Origin of the sequence: Exiguobacterium sp. s181, assembly GCF_018617125.1 — a bacterium.
Classification (GTDB): Bacteria; Bacillota; Bacilli; order Exiguobacteriales; family Exiguobacteriaceae; genus Exiguobacterium; species Exiguobacterium profundum.
In genome coordinates this window covers 534338-549916 of record NZ_JACSJM010000001.1, presented here as the reverse complement: position 1 = coordinate 549916, position 15579 = coordinate 534338, and the positions used below count along the sequence as shown (strand labels likewise).

The window sequence follows — 15579 nt, the reverse complement described above, 5'->3', positions numbered from 1 at the left end:
TAAACTTAACACGTTAGATGATGGCACGCTACTCTGCTTATATTTATTCAGTATGAAGTAACAATTGATCTAAATCCATTATTTTAATTTTCTTTTTCGGTAACTGTTTAATCAATCCAAGTTCTTCTAGAGTAGTAAATTTACGGCTGATTGTTTCTGGTGTGGTACCAAGATACGAGGCTAAATCCTTTTTGGACATTGGTAAGACAATCGTTGGACTATCGCCACTTCCCTTTTCAACATTCTCAGCTAAAAAGGATATAATGCGGGTTTCTACATTTTCAATCGCTACTTGTGTGGTTTGTTTTTCAGAATCCTTTAAACGCATCGTTACTTCTGACAGTATTTTTAATGAGATCTGCGGATATTCCACCAAATACTTCTGTAAATCACCTCGTTTAATTAAACAAATGGATGTATTTTGTAGTGCTTCCGCATAATTCTCATGAATACTTCCAGGTTGGAAAACGGCGACTTCACCTGTAAAATCACCAGGATTTAAAATGCGAACAAGTTGTTCTTTTCCAGAATCCGTTAAGCGGTAAATCCGAGCCTTACCTGAATTGATAATATATAAGGTATCATCTTCCTCATCTGCACGGAATAACATTTCCCCTTTTTTAAGATGAAGTATCTTGGCAGATTCCGCAATCAAATCCATTTGTGAGTCTTCCAAATGGTTGAAAATGGGAACAATACGAATACATTCTGCATGTCCATGTTGGTGATGACAACATTGGTTTTGTTCCAAAATAACCTCTCCCTTTTATAAAAAGCCTAAGAGGGCATCCTAGGATTCCTTTCTATTCACTCGATTAAGCAGGTTTTACCTTTGATTTGACAACAGAATATCCTAAGTCTTCAATTGCCTTTTCGATATCGTTAATAGCGACTGCTTCTGAATCAAAATCTACTTTTACTTTACTTGCATTGAACATTACTTTCAAGCTATCTTGATTCACACCGTTTATTCCTTTCACCGCATTTTCAATCTTTTGGAGACAAGATGGGCAAGATAAGGTTTCTAATTGAATCGTTGCTTTTTGCATAAATCATTTCCCCCTTCATTTTTTAACGACCGTAAACCAATCTATTCTTTTGTTTTTGAGTTCCTTAAAGCCTGATATGCTTTATCTACTTCTGATAACATCTCGAATGTGCCTGCATACGTTTCACATACATCTCCAGGAATGGTGTAGTTGTCTGTGATTTTTCGTAATTGAGCAAATTCAGCATCTAAGTCAGGTTTGTTCGTACCTGCGTCTTTTACTTTTCCACTAATTGTTTCAAACAATTCACGTACTTCAAAGGCTTCTGGGTGATTCTTACCATGGGCCCGTGTAATTGCAGTGGTGTATAAATCAAGTTTTTCAAAATGGTTTGTTATTACTTCGTTAAATGTTTGTTCAGAAAATGTTTGTTCAGACATTATTCGTTCCCTCTTTCTTGTGATTTTTTGGTCTTAGGCCGATTTTACTTTTGATTTGACGACTGGATATCCTAAGTCTTCAATGGCTTTTTCGATATCGTTAATGGTGATCGTTTCTGAATCAAAATCTACTTTTACTTTACTAGCATTAAATAATACTTTTAAGCTATCTTGATTAACCCCATTTAATCCTTTCACCGCATTTTCAATCTTTTGCATACAAGATGGACAAGATAATGTTTCTAATTGAATAACTCCTTTTTGCATGAATTATTTCTCCTTTCATCTTATCTTTGATTTTTTTGTTTTCCCTCTTCTTTTTTTTTACAATTTAAGTATAGTTCAGGTTCAACGAAATGAAATTGATGCAAATCAAGTTTTAAGAAAAAGTAGGGGAGTATTTTGTTCTTCCTACCTGAATACTTCCCCTTTATCATTCATCAAGACTGGTTTCTATTAAAATTATTCTCTCAAACGGTATCGAAGCAATCTCATACCATTCAAGATGACTACTAAGATACTTGCTTCATGAACCAACATCCCGATTGACATATTCATCCATTCACTAAATAGTAGGCTGGCAAGTAAGACTAATACCACACCAACTGCTATGGTAATGTTCTGTTTCATGTTTCTTGAAGTTGATTTTGTTAAGCCTAATGCGTGTGGTAAACGACTAAAGTCAGAATTCATTAAAACAACATCTGATGTTTCAATTGCAACATCTGTTCCACTTCCCATGGCGATTCCGATATCTGCTAAGGCTAGTGAAGGACTATCATTCACTCCGTCACCGACAAAGGCAATGATCCCGCCTTCTGCTTGCATTTTTTCGATATAAGCAGATTTTCCTTCCGGTAGCATATGACCATGTGCTTCTGTTAACCCAAGTTCTCTAGCAACTAAATCTACGGTTCCTTGGTTGTCCCCAGAAAGAACGACAAGGTTTTTGACCCCTAGTTTTTTCAGTTTTTGAAGATCTTTTTTAACACCTGGACGGATTTGATCCCGAATACCCATCAGAACGTTTAATTCTCCGTCGACCGCAGTTAACACAAGAGAATTCCCATTTTTCTCAAAGCGTTCGACGTCTTTTTTAGCTTTTTCGCTTAATTTCACATTTTCCTTTTCCATTAAAGCTACGTTACCAACGGCTATACGATGAACACCTATTTTTGCTACAATTCCGCCACCTTTAACGACTTCGGTTTCTTCAACAGTAGAGAAAGTTGTCTCGCCAATATCCTGTAGGACAGCTTTCGCTAGTGGGTGGTCCGATTCACGCTCCACACTTGCTAAATATCCTAGAACCTCTTCAGTATTTTTTCCGTAAAATTCTTTTTCGGCAACTTCAGGGTTTCCTACTGTCAATGTTCCTGTTTTATCAAAAACGATAGTATCTACTCTGCTAAAGTCATTGATAACTTCACTACCTTTTAGGAGGACACCATTACGTGCACCGTTTCCGATACCGGCAACGTTGGATACAGGTACCCCGATAACTAATGCACCTGGACATCCTAAAACAAGAATCGTGATAGCTAGTTCAATATCTTTTGAGAAAAACCAAACAATAAAACCAAGGACTAACACAGCTGGTGTATAGTATTTTGAGAATCGGTCAATGAAACGTTCTGCTTCTGATTTGGAATCCTGCGCCTCTTCCACTAATTCGATAATTCTACCAAATGTTGTATCTTCTCCAACACGATCAGCTCGAATTTGGATCGTTCCATTTTCTAAGATAGATCCTGCAAATACTTCAGAATCAACCTTTTTACTTACAGGTAGCGATTCTCCAGTAATACTTGCTTCATTAATGTGACCTTCACCAATTAACACTGTTCCATCTACCGGAACTTTTGCACCCGTTTTAACTAATAAAATATCACCTTCGTCTACATCATCGACATCTACTTCTTCAAATTCTCCGTTTTCCATTTGCTTTAAAGCACTTTCTGGTGCCAGCTCTGTTAATTCTTTAATGGCAGAACGTGTTTTGTTCAAGGTACGTTGCTCCAAGTAAGAACCAAATAAGAATAAGAAAGTAACGATGGCTGATTCCTCATAATTTTGAATCAATACTGCCCCAATAACTGCAATGGTAACTAAAACATCAATACTGACAACTTTTACTTTTAATGCCTGATAGGCTTGAATCGCAATTGGTGCTACACCAAGAATAGATGCAATGATGAGCGACCAATTGAAAATGGCCATGTTGTCTAAGGAAAATCGTCCGAAGAATGCAAGTGCAATCAAAATTGCACTGATCAGTGTAATGGAATTCTTTTTACTTAATATATATCTTTGCATGTTGATTCCCTCCAATTTCATTTTCATTTGTATTCCTTGTTGATGACTCTAGCATAGGATGTTTCTATGAAATAAAAATTGATTCGAATCAAGTTCTATTGCAAAAGTGAAAAATTATAAAAGAACAGCATAACAAAACCAACTGTTTTACGGAACAACTCTTATATATTGTCGAACATACAATCACAAAAATTCATTATATTGTACATTCTTTATTCAGCAGGCTTTAGAAAAGCATTCTAAACAGCAAACTAAACCGCTCGGAAAATGAACTGAACCCTGAATGATAGACACTTGATAAAAAGTGCTCATTCAGGGTTCAGTTCACCGGAGTAAAACCACTATTTTCTTGTAACATACAAATCCATTCATCAATGGTAAAATTTTGTGCACTAGTTGGATAATAATTTATTTCTTTTTTCAAATTATCATCCCCCCTTTACATTATTTTTCTGTCAAAGTAAGTCGAACAAGCTTAGATTTTTATCAAATATTTTTTTAGCTTATTATTTCTTTCTCTTCGAACTGTACTTCCTACTCTTTCTTTTTACACCATCATCAGTTTTCACAACATTGCTTCTATTCTTCTTTTCAATCTGCACCGCTTCAAATTGCTCTTTTGAAATGATTGCTGGATGATTATTTTCAGAAACATAATTCTCTTGATGTTCCCCGGCATTCAATAGCCTCACTACACCAATATATTTTTTCATTGCTAAACATGACATCAATGGTTCGTTTACTCCATTTTTCTTTCCCTGTTGGTGTTTGATATGCTCCCCAATAGAATAAACAGATTGGTTATTTCATCTGTCTACCTATTGGGAAGCATATCACTCTACGTTGATCAGGCATCTCCTTACCTCCTGGCACTTATGTTTTTTTAGACTAATAATATTCAATGCGATTTCTAACTATATGATTAGTCTAAATACAACACAGTTTATGCCCTACATCTATTCTGTCGACTCCCCCATCCAAAATCTATTCTATCAACTCAACCCCGATTTTCAGGGCATCTAAAGCCAATAATAAAAAGGGTCCCACCTGTTTATTAACATAAAATAAACTTAAGTGAAACCCTATAAACCTTGCTCTATCAATGCTTGAACAGCTAGTGTATTTATTCCCTAGACATCCACGCCACCGTCTCCACATGCGCCGTATGCGGGAACATGTCGACCGGTGTCACTTCCATCAAGCGATAACCTCGGTCAGCGAGGTAACGCATATCGCGCGCCTGCGTCGCGACGTTACACGAGACATATACGATTCGCTTCGGTCCCATCTCGACCATCGTCTCGAGGAACGATTCGGCACAGCCTTTACGTGGTGGGTCGACAACGATGACGTCCGGATTCACGCCATCTTTCTTCCACTCTGGAAGCACATCTTCCGCTGCACCACATGCGTACGTCACATTGTCGATCTCATTGACGAGCGCATTCTGTTTCGCATCCTCGATTGCTTCTGGTACGACTTCAACACCATACACGTGTGCCGCTTTCCGAGCGAGGAAGAGACTGATCGTCCCGATACCGCAATAGGCATCGACGACTTGTTCCGTACCTGACAGTTGTGCGTACTCAAGCGCCTTCCCGTACAACTTCTCCGTTTGGACCGGATTGACTTGGAAGAACGAGTGCGGAGAGATCGTGAACGTGAGTCCTGCGATTTTATCCTCAATCGTTTCATGGCCGTAGAGCAACTTGTTCGTCGCTCCGAGGATGACGTTCGTCTTGTCCGGGTTGACGTTTTGCATGATCGACGTCACGTCTGGAAGACGCTCGACGATATCGGCGACGATCTCATTCACGCCTTTTAGTTTCGTCGTCTTCGTGATGAGGACGATCATGAGTTCACCCGAATGGTACCCGTAACGGGCCATGACGTGACGGATGACCCCACGTCCTGTCTTCTCGTCATACGCCGGTACGCCACGTGCATCCAACACATCACGGACGACTTGGATCGCCTGATCATTGCGCTCATCTTGAATCAAACATTCGCTCATCTCAACGATGTCATGGGAACGAGGGCGATAGAAGCCTGAAACGAGACGGTCTCCTTCTTGTTTGAACGGGACTTGTGCCTTGTTGCGGTAGCGCCAAGGTTCTGGCATCCCGATCGTGTCATGGACCGGCACGTCGAACTGCCCGAGACGCTTGAGCGCATCGACGACACGTTCTCGTTTCTGGCGAAGTTGTCCTTCATAACTGAAGTGTTGCAGCTGACAGCCGCCACACTGATAAAAAATCGGGCACGGTGGCTCGACGCGGTCGGCGCTCGCTTCTTTCACGTTCAACAATCGGGCGAACCCATACTGCTTGTTCGTCTTCGTCACGACGATTTCGACCGTCTCACCCGGTAACGCGTTCGGCACGAACAACGTATAGCCGTCGACACGTGCCACACCCGCCCCTTCATGGGTCAGGTCGTGGACGTGGACATCGAGACGATCATTCTTTTTCACTGGTAGCATACGAATGCTCCTTCCATTGCAAATAGGAATGACAGATGTCGTCATTCCTATCTTTTCACTCTGCTTTATCGAGCGAAACATTGAACAATTGCTTGATCATCTGTTCGCGTTCATATTGTGCATTCAAATCTTCCATCTCGCGGATTCGGGCGTTCGGCGCGAGCACCGTCAAGTGACGGAATAAGTTCCGCATCTCACCTGTACACTCCCCGCCATACTCGCCGTCGATGTTGAGACTCATCGGCTCGGTCGTCTTCATCCGGACGCGGCTCGTCTTCACGTGCTCGACGAGTGAGCTGGATAAATGCTCACCCCGCAGGAGTAGGCGGACGACATGGATGAATTCGAACAAGTTACATTTCCGCAAAATGAACAGATCGAACAACCCGTCATTCAACGACGCGTGTGGTGAGATTTTTTCAAATCCACCGACCGAGTTCGAGTTCGATGTGAGGAAGACCATGACCTCGCCTTGGAACGTTCCTTCATCGTGCTCAAGTTCGATATACGTCGGTTTGATGAGTGGCAGTTTCTCCATTCCTTTCACGTAATACGCGAGCTGTCCGAGTGCCGTCTTCAACTTCGATGGCACTTCATACGAGAGCTCGGTCATGATACCACCGCCGGCGATATTGATGAAATAGTGGATGTCACCTTTCTCGCCTTCGATCTCCCCGAGGTCGACCGGCATCTCGAACCCATCACAGATGACGTCGAGTGCGCCGACGACGCTCAGTGGAATCCGCATCGCCCGGGCGAAGTCGTTCGTCGTTCCGACCGGAATGAGTCCGATTGTCGGACGATTCTCAAGCGGTGCGAGCCCAGAGATGACTTCGTTCAATGTTCCGTCTCCACCTGCGGCGATGATGAGGTCGAACTCGGCCGCTGAGGCCCGTTTTGCTTCGAGCGTGGCATCACCAATCGCTTTCGTCGCATACGTCGACGTCTCATAACCCGCATCCTCGAGGCGGTTCAAAATGTACGGGAGTTCCCGTTTGATCACTTCTTTACCAGATGTCGGGTTATAAATGACCCGCGCACGTTTCCGTTGCATATTGATTCTCTCCCCTATGCTCAACTCGAGCGAAAAGCGAGACACAAGTGTCTCGCCGCCTGCTTAGCGTTTCGCGATCTCTTCGTGGAACAAGCCATCGAGAAGTGCCGGGTTCGCCATCCCTTTCGTCTGTTTCATGATTTGGCCGATGATGAAGCCTTTCGCACGGTCTTTCCCGTTCTTGAAGTCTTCGATCATTTGCGGATGCGCCTCGAACAATTCGAGGATGTAGCCACGGAGCAAGTTCTCGTCCGAGATTTGGGCGAGTCCGTTCGCTTCCACATATGCTTTCGGCTCAGCACCTTCTTCCATCATCGCCGTGAAGACACGCTTCGCGATTTTCGATGAAATCGTCCCTTCTGCAATCAAGCGGATGAGCTCGGCGAGTGATTCCGGTGTCAACTTCATCGTCTCAACCGTTTCGTTCGTCTTGTTCAAGTGACCGAGCACTTCACCCATGAGCCAGTTCGCTGCCGCTTTCGGCTCCGCACCGGCCGCTGTCGTCGCCTCGAAGAAGTCCGAGAACTCACGCGTCGCCGTGAGGGCTTTCGCGTCGTATGCCGAGAGACCGTATTGGCTCATGTAGCGTTCACGACGTGCTGCCGGCATCTCTGGAATCGTCGCGCGGATGCGCTCTTTCCATGCCTCATCGATTTCGAGACGGACGAGGTCCGGTTCTGGGAAGTAACGGTAGTCCGCTGCCCCTTCTTTGACACGCATGAGAATCGTCTTTTTCGCCGCTTCGTCGTAACGGAGCGTCTCTTGACGCATGACGCCACCTGAAAGAAGCAATTTGCGATGACGCGTCTCTTCATAGTCGAGTGCCTTCAAGACGTTTGAGAACGAGTTCAAGTTCTTGAGCTCCGTCTTCGTACCGAACTTCTCCTGCCCGAATGGACGGACCGAGATGTTACAGTCACAGCGAAGTGACCCCTCTTCCATCTTGACGTCCGAGACGCCAGCGAACGAGAGGACTTCTTTCAAGCGTTCGAGATACGCGACCGCGTCTTTCGGTGAGCGCATGTCCGCTTCACTGACGATCTCGATGAGTGGTGAACCGGTCCGGTTGAAGTCGACGACCGAGTGTTTCTCGCCCGTGTGGTTCATCTTCCCGGCATCTTCTTCTAAGTGCACGCGCTCGATGCGGAATCGTTTCATCTCTCCGTCGACTTCGACGTCGACGTGACCGTTTGAACCGATCGGCTTGTCAAACTGCGAGATTTGATACGCTTTCGGCGTGTCTGGGTAGAAGTAGTTCTTCCGGTCGAACTTCGTATCTGTCGCAATCTCACAGTTGAGTGCCATTGCCGCTTTGATGGCGAGGTTGACCGCTTCTTCGTTCAATTTAGGCAAGACGCCCGGGTGTCCGAGGCAAATCGGACACGTCTGTGTATTCGTTTCGGCACCGTAAGTGCGTGAGCAGCCACACCAAATCTTCGACTTCGTGCTCAGCTCGGCGTGCACCTCGATCCCGATGATCGTTTCAAAGTTCATCGTACGTCCTCCTTAGAGCTGTGGCATCTTGAAACCGCCGTTTGCTTGTTCAAAAGCATGGGCCACGCGGTAAAGTGTTGATTCATCAAAGTAGTTCCCGATAATTTGAAGACCGACCGGGAGACCTTCTGAAAGACCTGCCGGAACTGAGATAGCCGGGATACCGACCAAGTTGACCGGAATCGTCATGATATCGTTCGCATACATCGTGAGCGGATCGTCGAGCTGTTCGCCGAGTTTGAACGCTGTCGTCGGAGCAGTTGGTCCAACGATGGCATCATACTCTTCGAACACTTTCGCGAAGTCCTGCTTCATGAGGGTACGGACTTGTTGGGCTTTCTTGTAGAACGCATCGTAGTAACCAGAGCTGAGGGCATATGTCCCGAGCATGATCCGGCGCTTGACCTCGTCCCCGAACCCTTGTTCACGCGAATACGTGAACACTTCGTCGAGCGTGTCCGCTTCGGCGCGACGTCCGTAACGGATACCGTCGAAACGAGCCAAGTTCGAAGAGGCTTCTGACGACGCGAGCAAGTAGTACGCCGAGAGGGCATACTTCACAGACGGAATCGAAACCGTCTCGATCGTCGCACCGAGAGACTTGAGCGTCTCAATCGCTTTTTCAATCTGTTCACGGACGCCAGGCGCGACACCTTCTGCCATGAATTCTTCTGGAAGTGCGAACTTCATGCCCGTCAAATCCTGGTTGAGCGCTGCCGTATAGTCCGGCACTTCGACTTCAGCCGACGTCGAGTCCATGTCGCAATGACCCGCAATCGTATTCAATAAGTAAGCATTGTCTTCAACGGTACGCGTGAGCGGGCCGATTTGGTCGAGTGACGACGCGAAGGCGACGAGACCGAAACGTGAGACGAGACCGTATGTCGGCTTCATCCCGACGACACCACAATATGCGGCTGGTTGACGAATTGACCCACCCGTATCCGAACCGAGGCTGAAGAGGACTTGCCCAGCTGCGACCGATGCCGCTGAACCGCCTGAAGAACCTCCTGGTACACGAGTCGGGTCCCATGGGTTGCGGACCGGCTTGAACGCCGAGTTCTCGTTTGATGAACCCATCGCGAACTCGTCCATGTTCAACTTTCCGATCGTGACGGCACCAGCGTCATGAAGACGCTCGACGACCGTCGCATCGTGTGCCGGGACGAAGTTCTCGAGGAATGTCGAAGCACATGTCGTCCGCATCCCTTTTGTGACGATGTTGTCTTTCACACCGATCGGCATCCCAAAGAGCGGGTTGTCTGATGTTTTCGCAAGCTCATCCATGCGCTTCGCTTGCTCGAACGCATCCTCATTGAGCGTCAAAAACGCACCGATTTGATCATCCGTCGCTTCGATGCGATCGAACGATTCTTTGACGAGGTCCGTGACCGTGACTTCGCCTTCTTTTAATAACGTATGCAGTTTCGCTACACCGTGGTCAAATAAACTCATGAAAGGCCTCCTTACTCAAAGACCGCAGGGACACGGACTTGACCGTTCTCCCAGTCAGGTGCCATCCGTTCGACTTCCTCACGTGGAAGCGATGGACGGACCTCGTCTTTGCGTAGTACGTTTTTCAAATCTAGGGCATGGGTCGTCGGTTCGACACCCGTTGTATCCAGCTCATCGAGTTGCTCGGCGAACTCGAGAATTTTTGTCAATTGCTCCGTGAAGTGCGTCACTTCTTCATCTGTGATCGCAAGTCGGGCAAGTCCGGCGACGTGCCGAACTTCAGCTTCTGTAATACGAGCCAAAATTCCCACCTCCAACAGTTTTCAATACATCGTTCATTATCATACCACTTTTTCATAAGACAAAAAAGGAAATCTATCTTGTGAGAAAATGTCTCCTTTTTAAGAAACTAGGGAAATCTCCCCTGAATATTGACCCGCTTTCGAAATCAGCTATACGGTTGATGTGCGATTCTGATTATGCTAAAGATAGAAAAGTTTCGTAAGGAGGAATCGTATGTCGATTCGGAATAAACTCATCACTGCGTTTAGCATCATGTTTGTGCTGCTTCTTGGTGTAAGCGGTTACTCTTGGTATGCCTTGAACGCATCAAAAACAGCCCAGGAGGACATGATCGTCTCTTGGGTACCAGGAATTGACCAAATCCATCAAGTGGATAAGCAATTGCTTGAAATTCGCCGTCATTTGATTCGTCACGCACTCGTCGAGGACGCGGTGACGAAACAAAATATCGAGCGAGACATTCAAGCATCCGTCGCCATCTTAGAACAACGGATGGACGGTTATGAAGCCACGATAATCATGGAAGAAGATCAACAGCTCTTCGATCAGGCAAGCTCGAATTGGACTGACTATCAAGGCGTGATGAGTGAACTCATCCGTATTTCTAACGAAGAAGGAAGTGCTGCCGCAGAAACATATATTCGCGATACAGCGGATGCAAGCGCTGACACGCTCTCGAACTCTCTCGGTCTACTCGTCAACTTGAACCGGGAAGAAATTCAGACGGACACAGCGGCGGCGGCTAAGTCGTTTGAACAAGTACAACTCACACTATTCATCGTCCTCGGGGTCGCGGCTGTCATGACGATCCTCATGATGCTCTTCATCTTCCGCTCCATCTTTGAACCACTCAAAGAGTTCAAGACGAAGATGCGTGAGCTCGCCACGAGCGAAGGCGATTTGACGACGTCAATCCCTGTGAAGCGCCGCGACGAGTTCGCCGGACTCGCACGCGACTTTAACCAGTTCATCGCCAACTTGCGTCAGTTGATTCTTCAAGTGAACGACGTGACGACTGGCGTGACGAAACAATCAACCCATATGTACGAAGAATTGAAAGAACTTGACACGTACATGACGACGACCGCTGCGACGACAGAGGATTTGACCGCCGGTATGCAACAGACGGCGGCGAGCGCTCAAGAGATGAACGCCTCCGCGTCGGATATGGAGCGCACGATTCAACATATCGTGACCATGGCCGATGAACGGAAAGACGAAGCGAGACAAATCGATGAACGCGCCCTCTCCCTCAAGTCACATGCGGTGGAAGCGAAAGAAAATGCCATCAGCGTCCTTCAGTCGACACGCACGAACTTGGAGAAAGCGATGCAAGATGCGAAAGCCGTCCGTGAAATCGCGACGCTCACGAACGACATCCTCGACATCGCCGCACAGACGAACCTCTTGTCGCTCAATGCCTCGATCGAAGCGGCACGTGCCGGAGAGGCCGGACGCGGATTCGCCGTCGTCGCCGACGAGATTCGAAAACTCGCCGAGACGAGCCGGGCGACCGTCGAACGAATTCAAGTCATCTCGACGACCGTCCTTCATTCGGTCGATCATTTGAATGAAAGCTCAGGACAGATGCTCCACTTCCTCGACACGAACGTCTTGAAAGATTATGACCAACTTGAAGAGGCAGCCGGACAATATAGCGAGGACGCAGGTCGCTTTGAAACGACTGCGACCGAGTTTGCCGCCGCTGCCGGGGAGCTCGAACAATTGACGTCGAACATGATCGGTGTCATCCAGGACGTTGCGACGACCGTCAACAACGGAGCGCTCGGTACGCAAGAAATCGCTGAAAAAGTGACGATGTCCGTCGAACGTTTCGCCGAGTTGAACCATGCGACGGAACAGTCGCAACAAAAGATGGAAGAACTCGATTCACTGATTCGCCAATTCAAGGTATGACAAAAACCCGCCGACACGTGCTGTCCGGCGGGTTTTCTCATCAAGCGGCAGAGGACTGCCCTTCTTTTTTCCGTTCGAGTTCGAATCGTTTCGTCTCCGCGACGACCACACCGGAGAGGAACAAGAGTCCAATCAAGTTCGGGATGGCCATGAGACCGTTGAACACATCCGAAATCGACCAAATCAAATTCAAGTTCGTCGTCATCGCACCGAGCCCCGCGACTAAAATATAGAGGACACGATACGGGACGATCACTTTTTCACCGAGTAAATAGTACGCTGAACGTTCGCCGTAATAACACCAGCCGAGGACGGTCGAATAGGCGAAGAAGACGAGCGAGATCGTCACGATGATTTCACCAATCGGCCCTAAGAAGTAAGCGAACGAGGCTTGCGTCAAGGCAATCCCTTCAAGCCCTTCCGTATATTGACCGCCCATGACGATCGTGAGTCCCGTGATGGAACAGACGATGAGCGTGTCGATCAACACTTGTGTCATCGAGACGAGTGCTTGACGTCCCGGGAAATCGGTCTTCGCTGCCGCAGCCGCAATCGGTGCAGATCCAAGTCCTGCCTCGTTAGAGAACACACCGCGCGCGACCCCGTAGCGAATCGCGGCACCTAACGCGCCCCCACCGATGGCTTCGGCACTGAAGGTGCTCGAGAACATCGTCGACAAGGCACCTGGTACCAATTCGAGGTTCATGATGAGAATCACGAGCCCGCTTCCGACATATGCAAAAATCATGAACGGGACGAAGATTCCGACGACTTTTCCGATTGATTTGACACCACCTAAAATGACGAATGCCGTGACCGCCATCATGACGATCCCTGTCACAACCATTGGGACGTTGAACGAGTTGTTCAAGGCGAGACTGATCGAGTTCGTTTGGACCCCGTTCCCAATCCCAAAGGCTGCGACCGATGCAAAGACGGCGAACAAGACGCCGAGCCATTTTTTCTTCAAGCCGTGTTCTAAGTAGTACATCGGACCCCCGGCAATCTCACCGCGTTCATCGACGACACGATATTTGACGGCAAGGATGGCCTCGGCGTATTTCGTCGCCATCCCGACAAAACCGGATAACCACATCCAAACGACAGCTCCCGGTCCCCCGAGAACGATTGCCGTCGCGACACCGACCATGTTTCCCGTACCGACCGTGGCCGCCAATGCCGTCATGAGTGCTTGGAAATGCGAGATGTCCCCGCGTTGCTTTTTCTTCGGCTGTTCTGCTTTCGGAATAAACGCCTCTTTCAGACCGACCCCAAGTCGCGTCACTTGGATAAATCCGAGACGGACGGTCAGGAAAATCCCTGTCCCGACAAGTAATATGAGTAAATGTGGCCCCCAGACGAGATTCGATAAACTCGTCAGCCAACTTTCAATTTGATTCACCGTGTTGCTCTCCTCCTACGTTCTTGATTTGAGCGCTCTCCCTATATTTTTCAGAACATTCACAATCGAGTCAAGGTAGCTCATATGAAGAAAGCGCTTTCAAAACGTTATATAATTGTAATATTTTCCTCGAACCCTTATTCTTAAAAGTTTCTTAAAATTTATTTCGAAATATGATTGTAATATATATTCAACTGCATGAGCCCGGATTTCATGATCAATACGAACCGTTAATCGATAGACTACATCTCAATCAGAAATGGAGTGGTTGCAACTGTATAAAGCACGCTCGAAGCGGTTTGATAGCAGCGACCAATTACGGGCAGGCGAGACTCTTAAGAGAACAAAAAAGACTGTAGACCCATGCGTTGTCTACAGTCTGAAACCGTTCATGACCTTTCCTTCAGTTTCTCGTGTTACGAACGAATGGCAGCCACGACTTCTTCGACGTGACCTTTCACTTTGACGTTGCGCCACTCTTGTTCGATATAGCCGTCCTCGTTGATTAAGAAAGTCGAACGGACGATGCCGTAATATTCTTTCCCGTAATTTTTCTTCAACTGCCAGACGCCGTAAAGCTCGGACACTTCATGTTCCTCGTCCACGAGTAAATCAAATGGGAGGTCATTCTTGGCTATAAAGTTTTGATGTTTCTTTTGACTGTCGGCCGATACCCCAAGGACGACCGCGCCTTCCATCTTCGGCAACGCATCGCGGAAATCGCATGCCTCGGTCGTGCAACCAGGTGTCGAATCTCGAGGATAGAAGTATAAGACGACTTTCTTGCCGAGATAGTCCTTTAATGAAACCATCTCTCCGTTTTGGTTCGGTAATGAAAATGTTGGTGCGAGCATCTGCTGTTCCTCCTTAGCCAAACGATGGGTCGACAAGTTGTTCGTCATAGCCATCGATCGCTTCTTCTAATTTTGTCTTTAACGGGTCAAGCACTTCGATATACTCGACTGGATCTTCCGTTGCAGCCGCTTTTCGGAGCGTCTCCTCGTTATCGGTGTACCACGTCTCATACGCTTTGAAATAGTCGGTCATGATGGTTTGGTTCTCCTCGACCGTCAACGTTTCCGCCATGAGCAGGAAGACGTTATTGTCTGCCTCGAGCGCCATATAGTCCGTCTGTGCGTTGACTTGGTCATAGATCGGACCAGCCTCATCTTCCGGAATCTCAGCGAGACGGGCGTTCGCTTCGGCATTCACTCCGTACTCGTTCGCCTGGACACCGATGAGTAACTCTCCGACCTCGGCAATCACGTCTTTTGGTAAAGCGACCGGTGTGATGACGAGTGACCACTCATCCCCTTCCTTCACAGCGATTTTACTGAGTCGGTTCGGGAGCGGGTTCCCTTCTTCATCGATCATCTCATGGACAAGGAACGCCACGTCTTCCTCTTCGTTGACCCAGCTCTTATAAATCTCACCAGGAGACAATTGACGGGTGACGGCACCAGTCGCCGGAATCTCGGTCAACCGGCCAGCATAATCAATTGATGCGAGTGCCTCGGCGTCTCCAGACTCGAGTGCCGTCTGATAGTCTGCGTACACGTCCGTGACAGCGTCCGGCAATGCGCGGTCTGTCTCTTCTACCACCGTCTCTTCCTCGTTTCCACATGCCCCGAGCATGAAGACGAGGAGTAGCGGAATGAACCATTTTTTCATGTTGTTCGTCCTTTCTAAAGCCGTGTTCTCCCCCATCCTATCACGTCTCGATTTCT

At 47.3% G+C, this 15579-nt stretch carries 15 protein-coding genes; 1 reads left to right on the top strand and 14 read right to left on the bottom strand.

The features are described from left to right. Nucleotides 1–43: 43 nt before the first annotated feature. The 11 genes from KNO70_RS02830 to gatC all read right to left on the bottom strand — a co-directional run bounded on the left by KNO70_RS02830 (nucleotide 44) and on the right by gatC (nucleotide 10532). Nucleotides 44–751 (bottom strand): Crp/Fnr family transcriptional regulator, encoded by a 708-nt coding sequence (locus KNO70_RS02830; protein ID WP_078147398.1) that lies wholly within the window; start codon nucleotides 749–751, stop codon nucleotides 44–46. 64 nt (nucleotides 752–815) lie between these two features. Continuing rightward, nucleotides 816–1049: a heavy-metal-associated domain-containing protein gene (locus tag KNO70_RS02825; protein WP_074033862.1), complete on the bottom strand. Its 234-nt coding sequence runs from the start codon at nucleotides 1047–1049 to the stop codon at nucleotides 816–818. A 41-nt stretch (nucleotides 1050–1090) separates the two neighbouring features. Next, nucleotides 1091–1429 carry an iron-sulfur cluster repair di-iron protein, ric gene (locus KNO70_RS02820; RefSeq protein WP_214687296.1) on the bottom strand — a complete coding sequence of 113 codons (339 nt, stop codon included), beginning with the start codon at nucleotides 1427–1429 and terminating at the stop codon, nucleotides 1091–1093. A gap of 33 nt (nucleotides 1430–1462) precedes the next feature. Then, complete coding sequence (locus KNO70_RS02815) at nucleotides 1463–1696, bottom strand: heavy-metal-associated domain-containing protein (protein WP_054788693.1); 234 nt, start codon at nucleotides 1694–1696, stop codon at nucleotides 1463–1465. A 195-nt stretch (nucleotides 1697–1891) separates the two neighbouring features. Then, nucleotides 1892–3745 (bottom strand): heavy metal translocating P-type ATPase, encoded by a 1854-nt coding sequence (locus tag KNO70_RS02810; RefSeq protein WP_078147400.1) that lies wholly within the window; start codon nucleotides 3743–3745, stop codon nucleotides 1892–1894. A 506-nt stretch (nucleotides 3746–4251) separates the two neighbouring features. Next, the gene (locus KNO70_RS02805; RefSeq protein WP_214687297.1) at nucleotides 4252–4473 is read right to left on the bottom strand and encodes a recombinase family protein; all 222 of its coding nucleotides are present in this window, start codon (nucleotides 4471–4473) and stop codon (nucleotides 4252–4254) included. A 395-nt stretch (nucleotides 4474–4868) separates the two neighbouring features. Continuing rightward, complete coding sequence (gene rlmD / locus KNO70_RS02800) at nucleotides 4869–6227, bottom strand: 23S rRNA (uracil(1939)-C(5))-methyltransferase RlmD (protein WP_214687298.1); 1359 nt, start codon at nucleotides 6225–6227, stop codon at nucleotides 4869–4871. Between the two features lie 55 nt (nucleotides 6228–6282). Further along, nucleotides 6283–7281: a diacylglycerol kinase gene (locus KNO70_RS02795; RefSeq protein ID WP_012727038.1), complete on the bottom strand. Its 999-nt coding sequence runs from the start codon at nucleotides 7279–7281 to the stop codon at nucleotides 6283–6285. A gap of 63 nt (nucleotides 7282–7344) precedes the next feature. Further along, nucleotides 7345–8775 carry an Asp-tRNA(Asn)/Glu-tRNA(Gln) amidotransferase subunit GatB gene (gene gatB, locus KNO70_RS02790; protein WP_214730376.1) on the bottom strand — a complete coding sequence of 477 codons (1431 nt, stop codon included), beginning with the start codon at nucleotides 8773–8775 and terminating at the stop codon, nucleotides 7345–7347. Nucleotides 8776–8787: 12 nt separating this feature from the next. Further along, a complete protein-coding gene (gene gatA / locus KNO70_RS02785; RefSeq protein ID WP_031422700.1) occupies nucleotides 8788–10230 on the bottom strand; it encodes an Asp-tRNA(Asn)/Glu-tRNA(Gln) amidotransferase subunit GatA in 1443 nt (480 codons plus the stop codon). 11 nt (nucleotides 10231–10241) lie between these two features. Next, nucleotides 10242–10532 carry an Asp-tRNA(Asn)/Glu-tRNA(Gln) amidotransferase subunit GatC gene (gatC, locus tag KNO70_RS02780; RefSeq protein ID WP_012727041.1) on the bottom strand — a complete coding sequence of 97 codons (291 nt, stop codon included), beginning with the start codon at nucleotides 10530–10532 and terminating at the stop codon, nucleotides 10242–10244. A 214-nt stretch (nucleotides 10533–10746) separates the two neighbouring features. Here gatC and KNO70_RS02775 point away from each other — a divergent pair, with 214 nt between their 5' ends. Continuing rightward, a complete protein-coding gene (locus KNO70_RS02775; RefSeq protein WP_214811197.1) occupies nucleotides 10747–12450 on the top strand; it encodes a methyl-accepting chemotaxis protein in 1704 nt (567 codons plus the stop codon). A gap of 40 nt (nucleotides 12451–12490) precedes the next feature. Here KNO70_RS02775 and KNO70_RS02770 read toward each other — a convergent pair whose 3' ends face one another. The 3 genes from KNO70_RS02770 to KNO70_RS02760 form a co-directional block, all read right to left on the bottom strand. Continuing rightward, entirely contained in the window at nucleotides 12491–13852 is a 1362-nt protein-coding gene (locus tag KNO70_RS02770; RefSeq protein ID WP_214687300.1) for an alanine/glycine:cation symporter family protein, read from the bottom strand. A gap of 416 nt (nucleotides 13853–14268) precedes the next feature. Next, entirely contained in the window at nucleotides 14269–14706 is a 438-nt protein-coding gene (gene bcp, locus KNO70_RS02765; RefSeq protein ID WP_074036111.1) for a thioredoxin-dependent thiol peroxidase, read from the bottom strand. A 13-nt stretch (nucleotides 14707–14719) separates the two neighbouring features. Further along, on the bottom strand, nucleotides 14720–15523 hold the full coding sequence (locus tag KNO70_RS02760) for a hypothetical protein (RefSeq protein ID WP_214811195.1): 804 nt from the start codon (nucleotides 15521–15523) through the stop codon (nucleotides 14720–14722). Nucleotides 15524–15579: the final 56 nt, after the last annotated feature.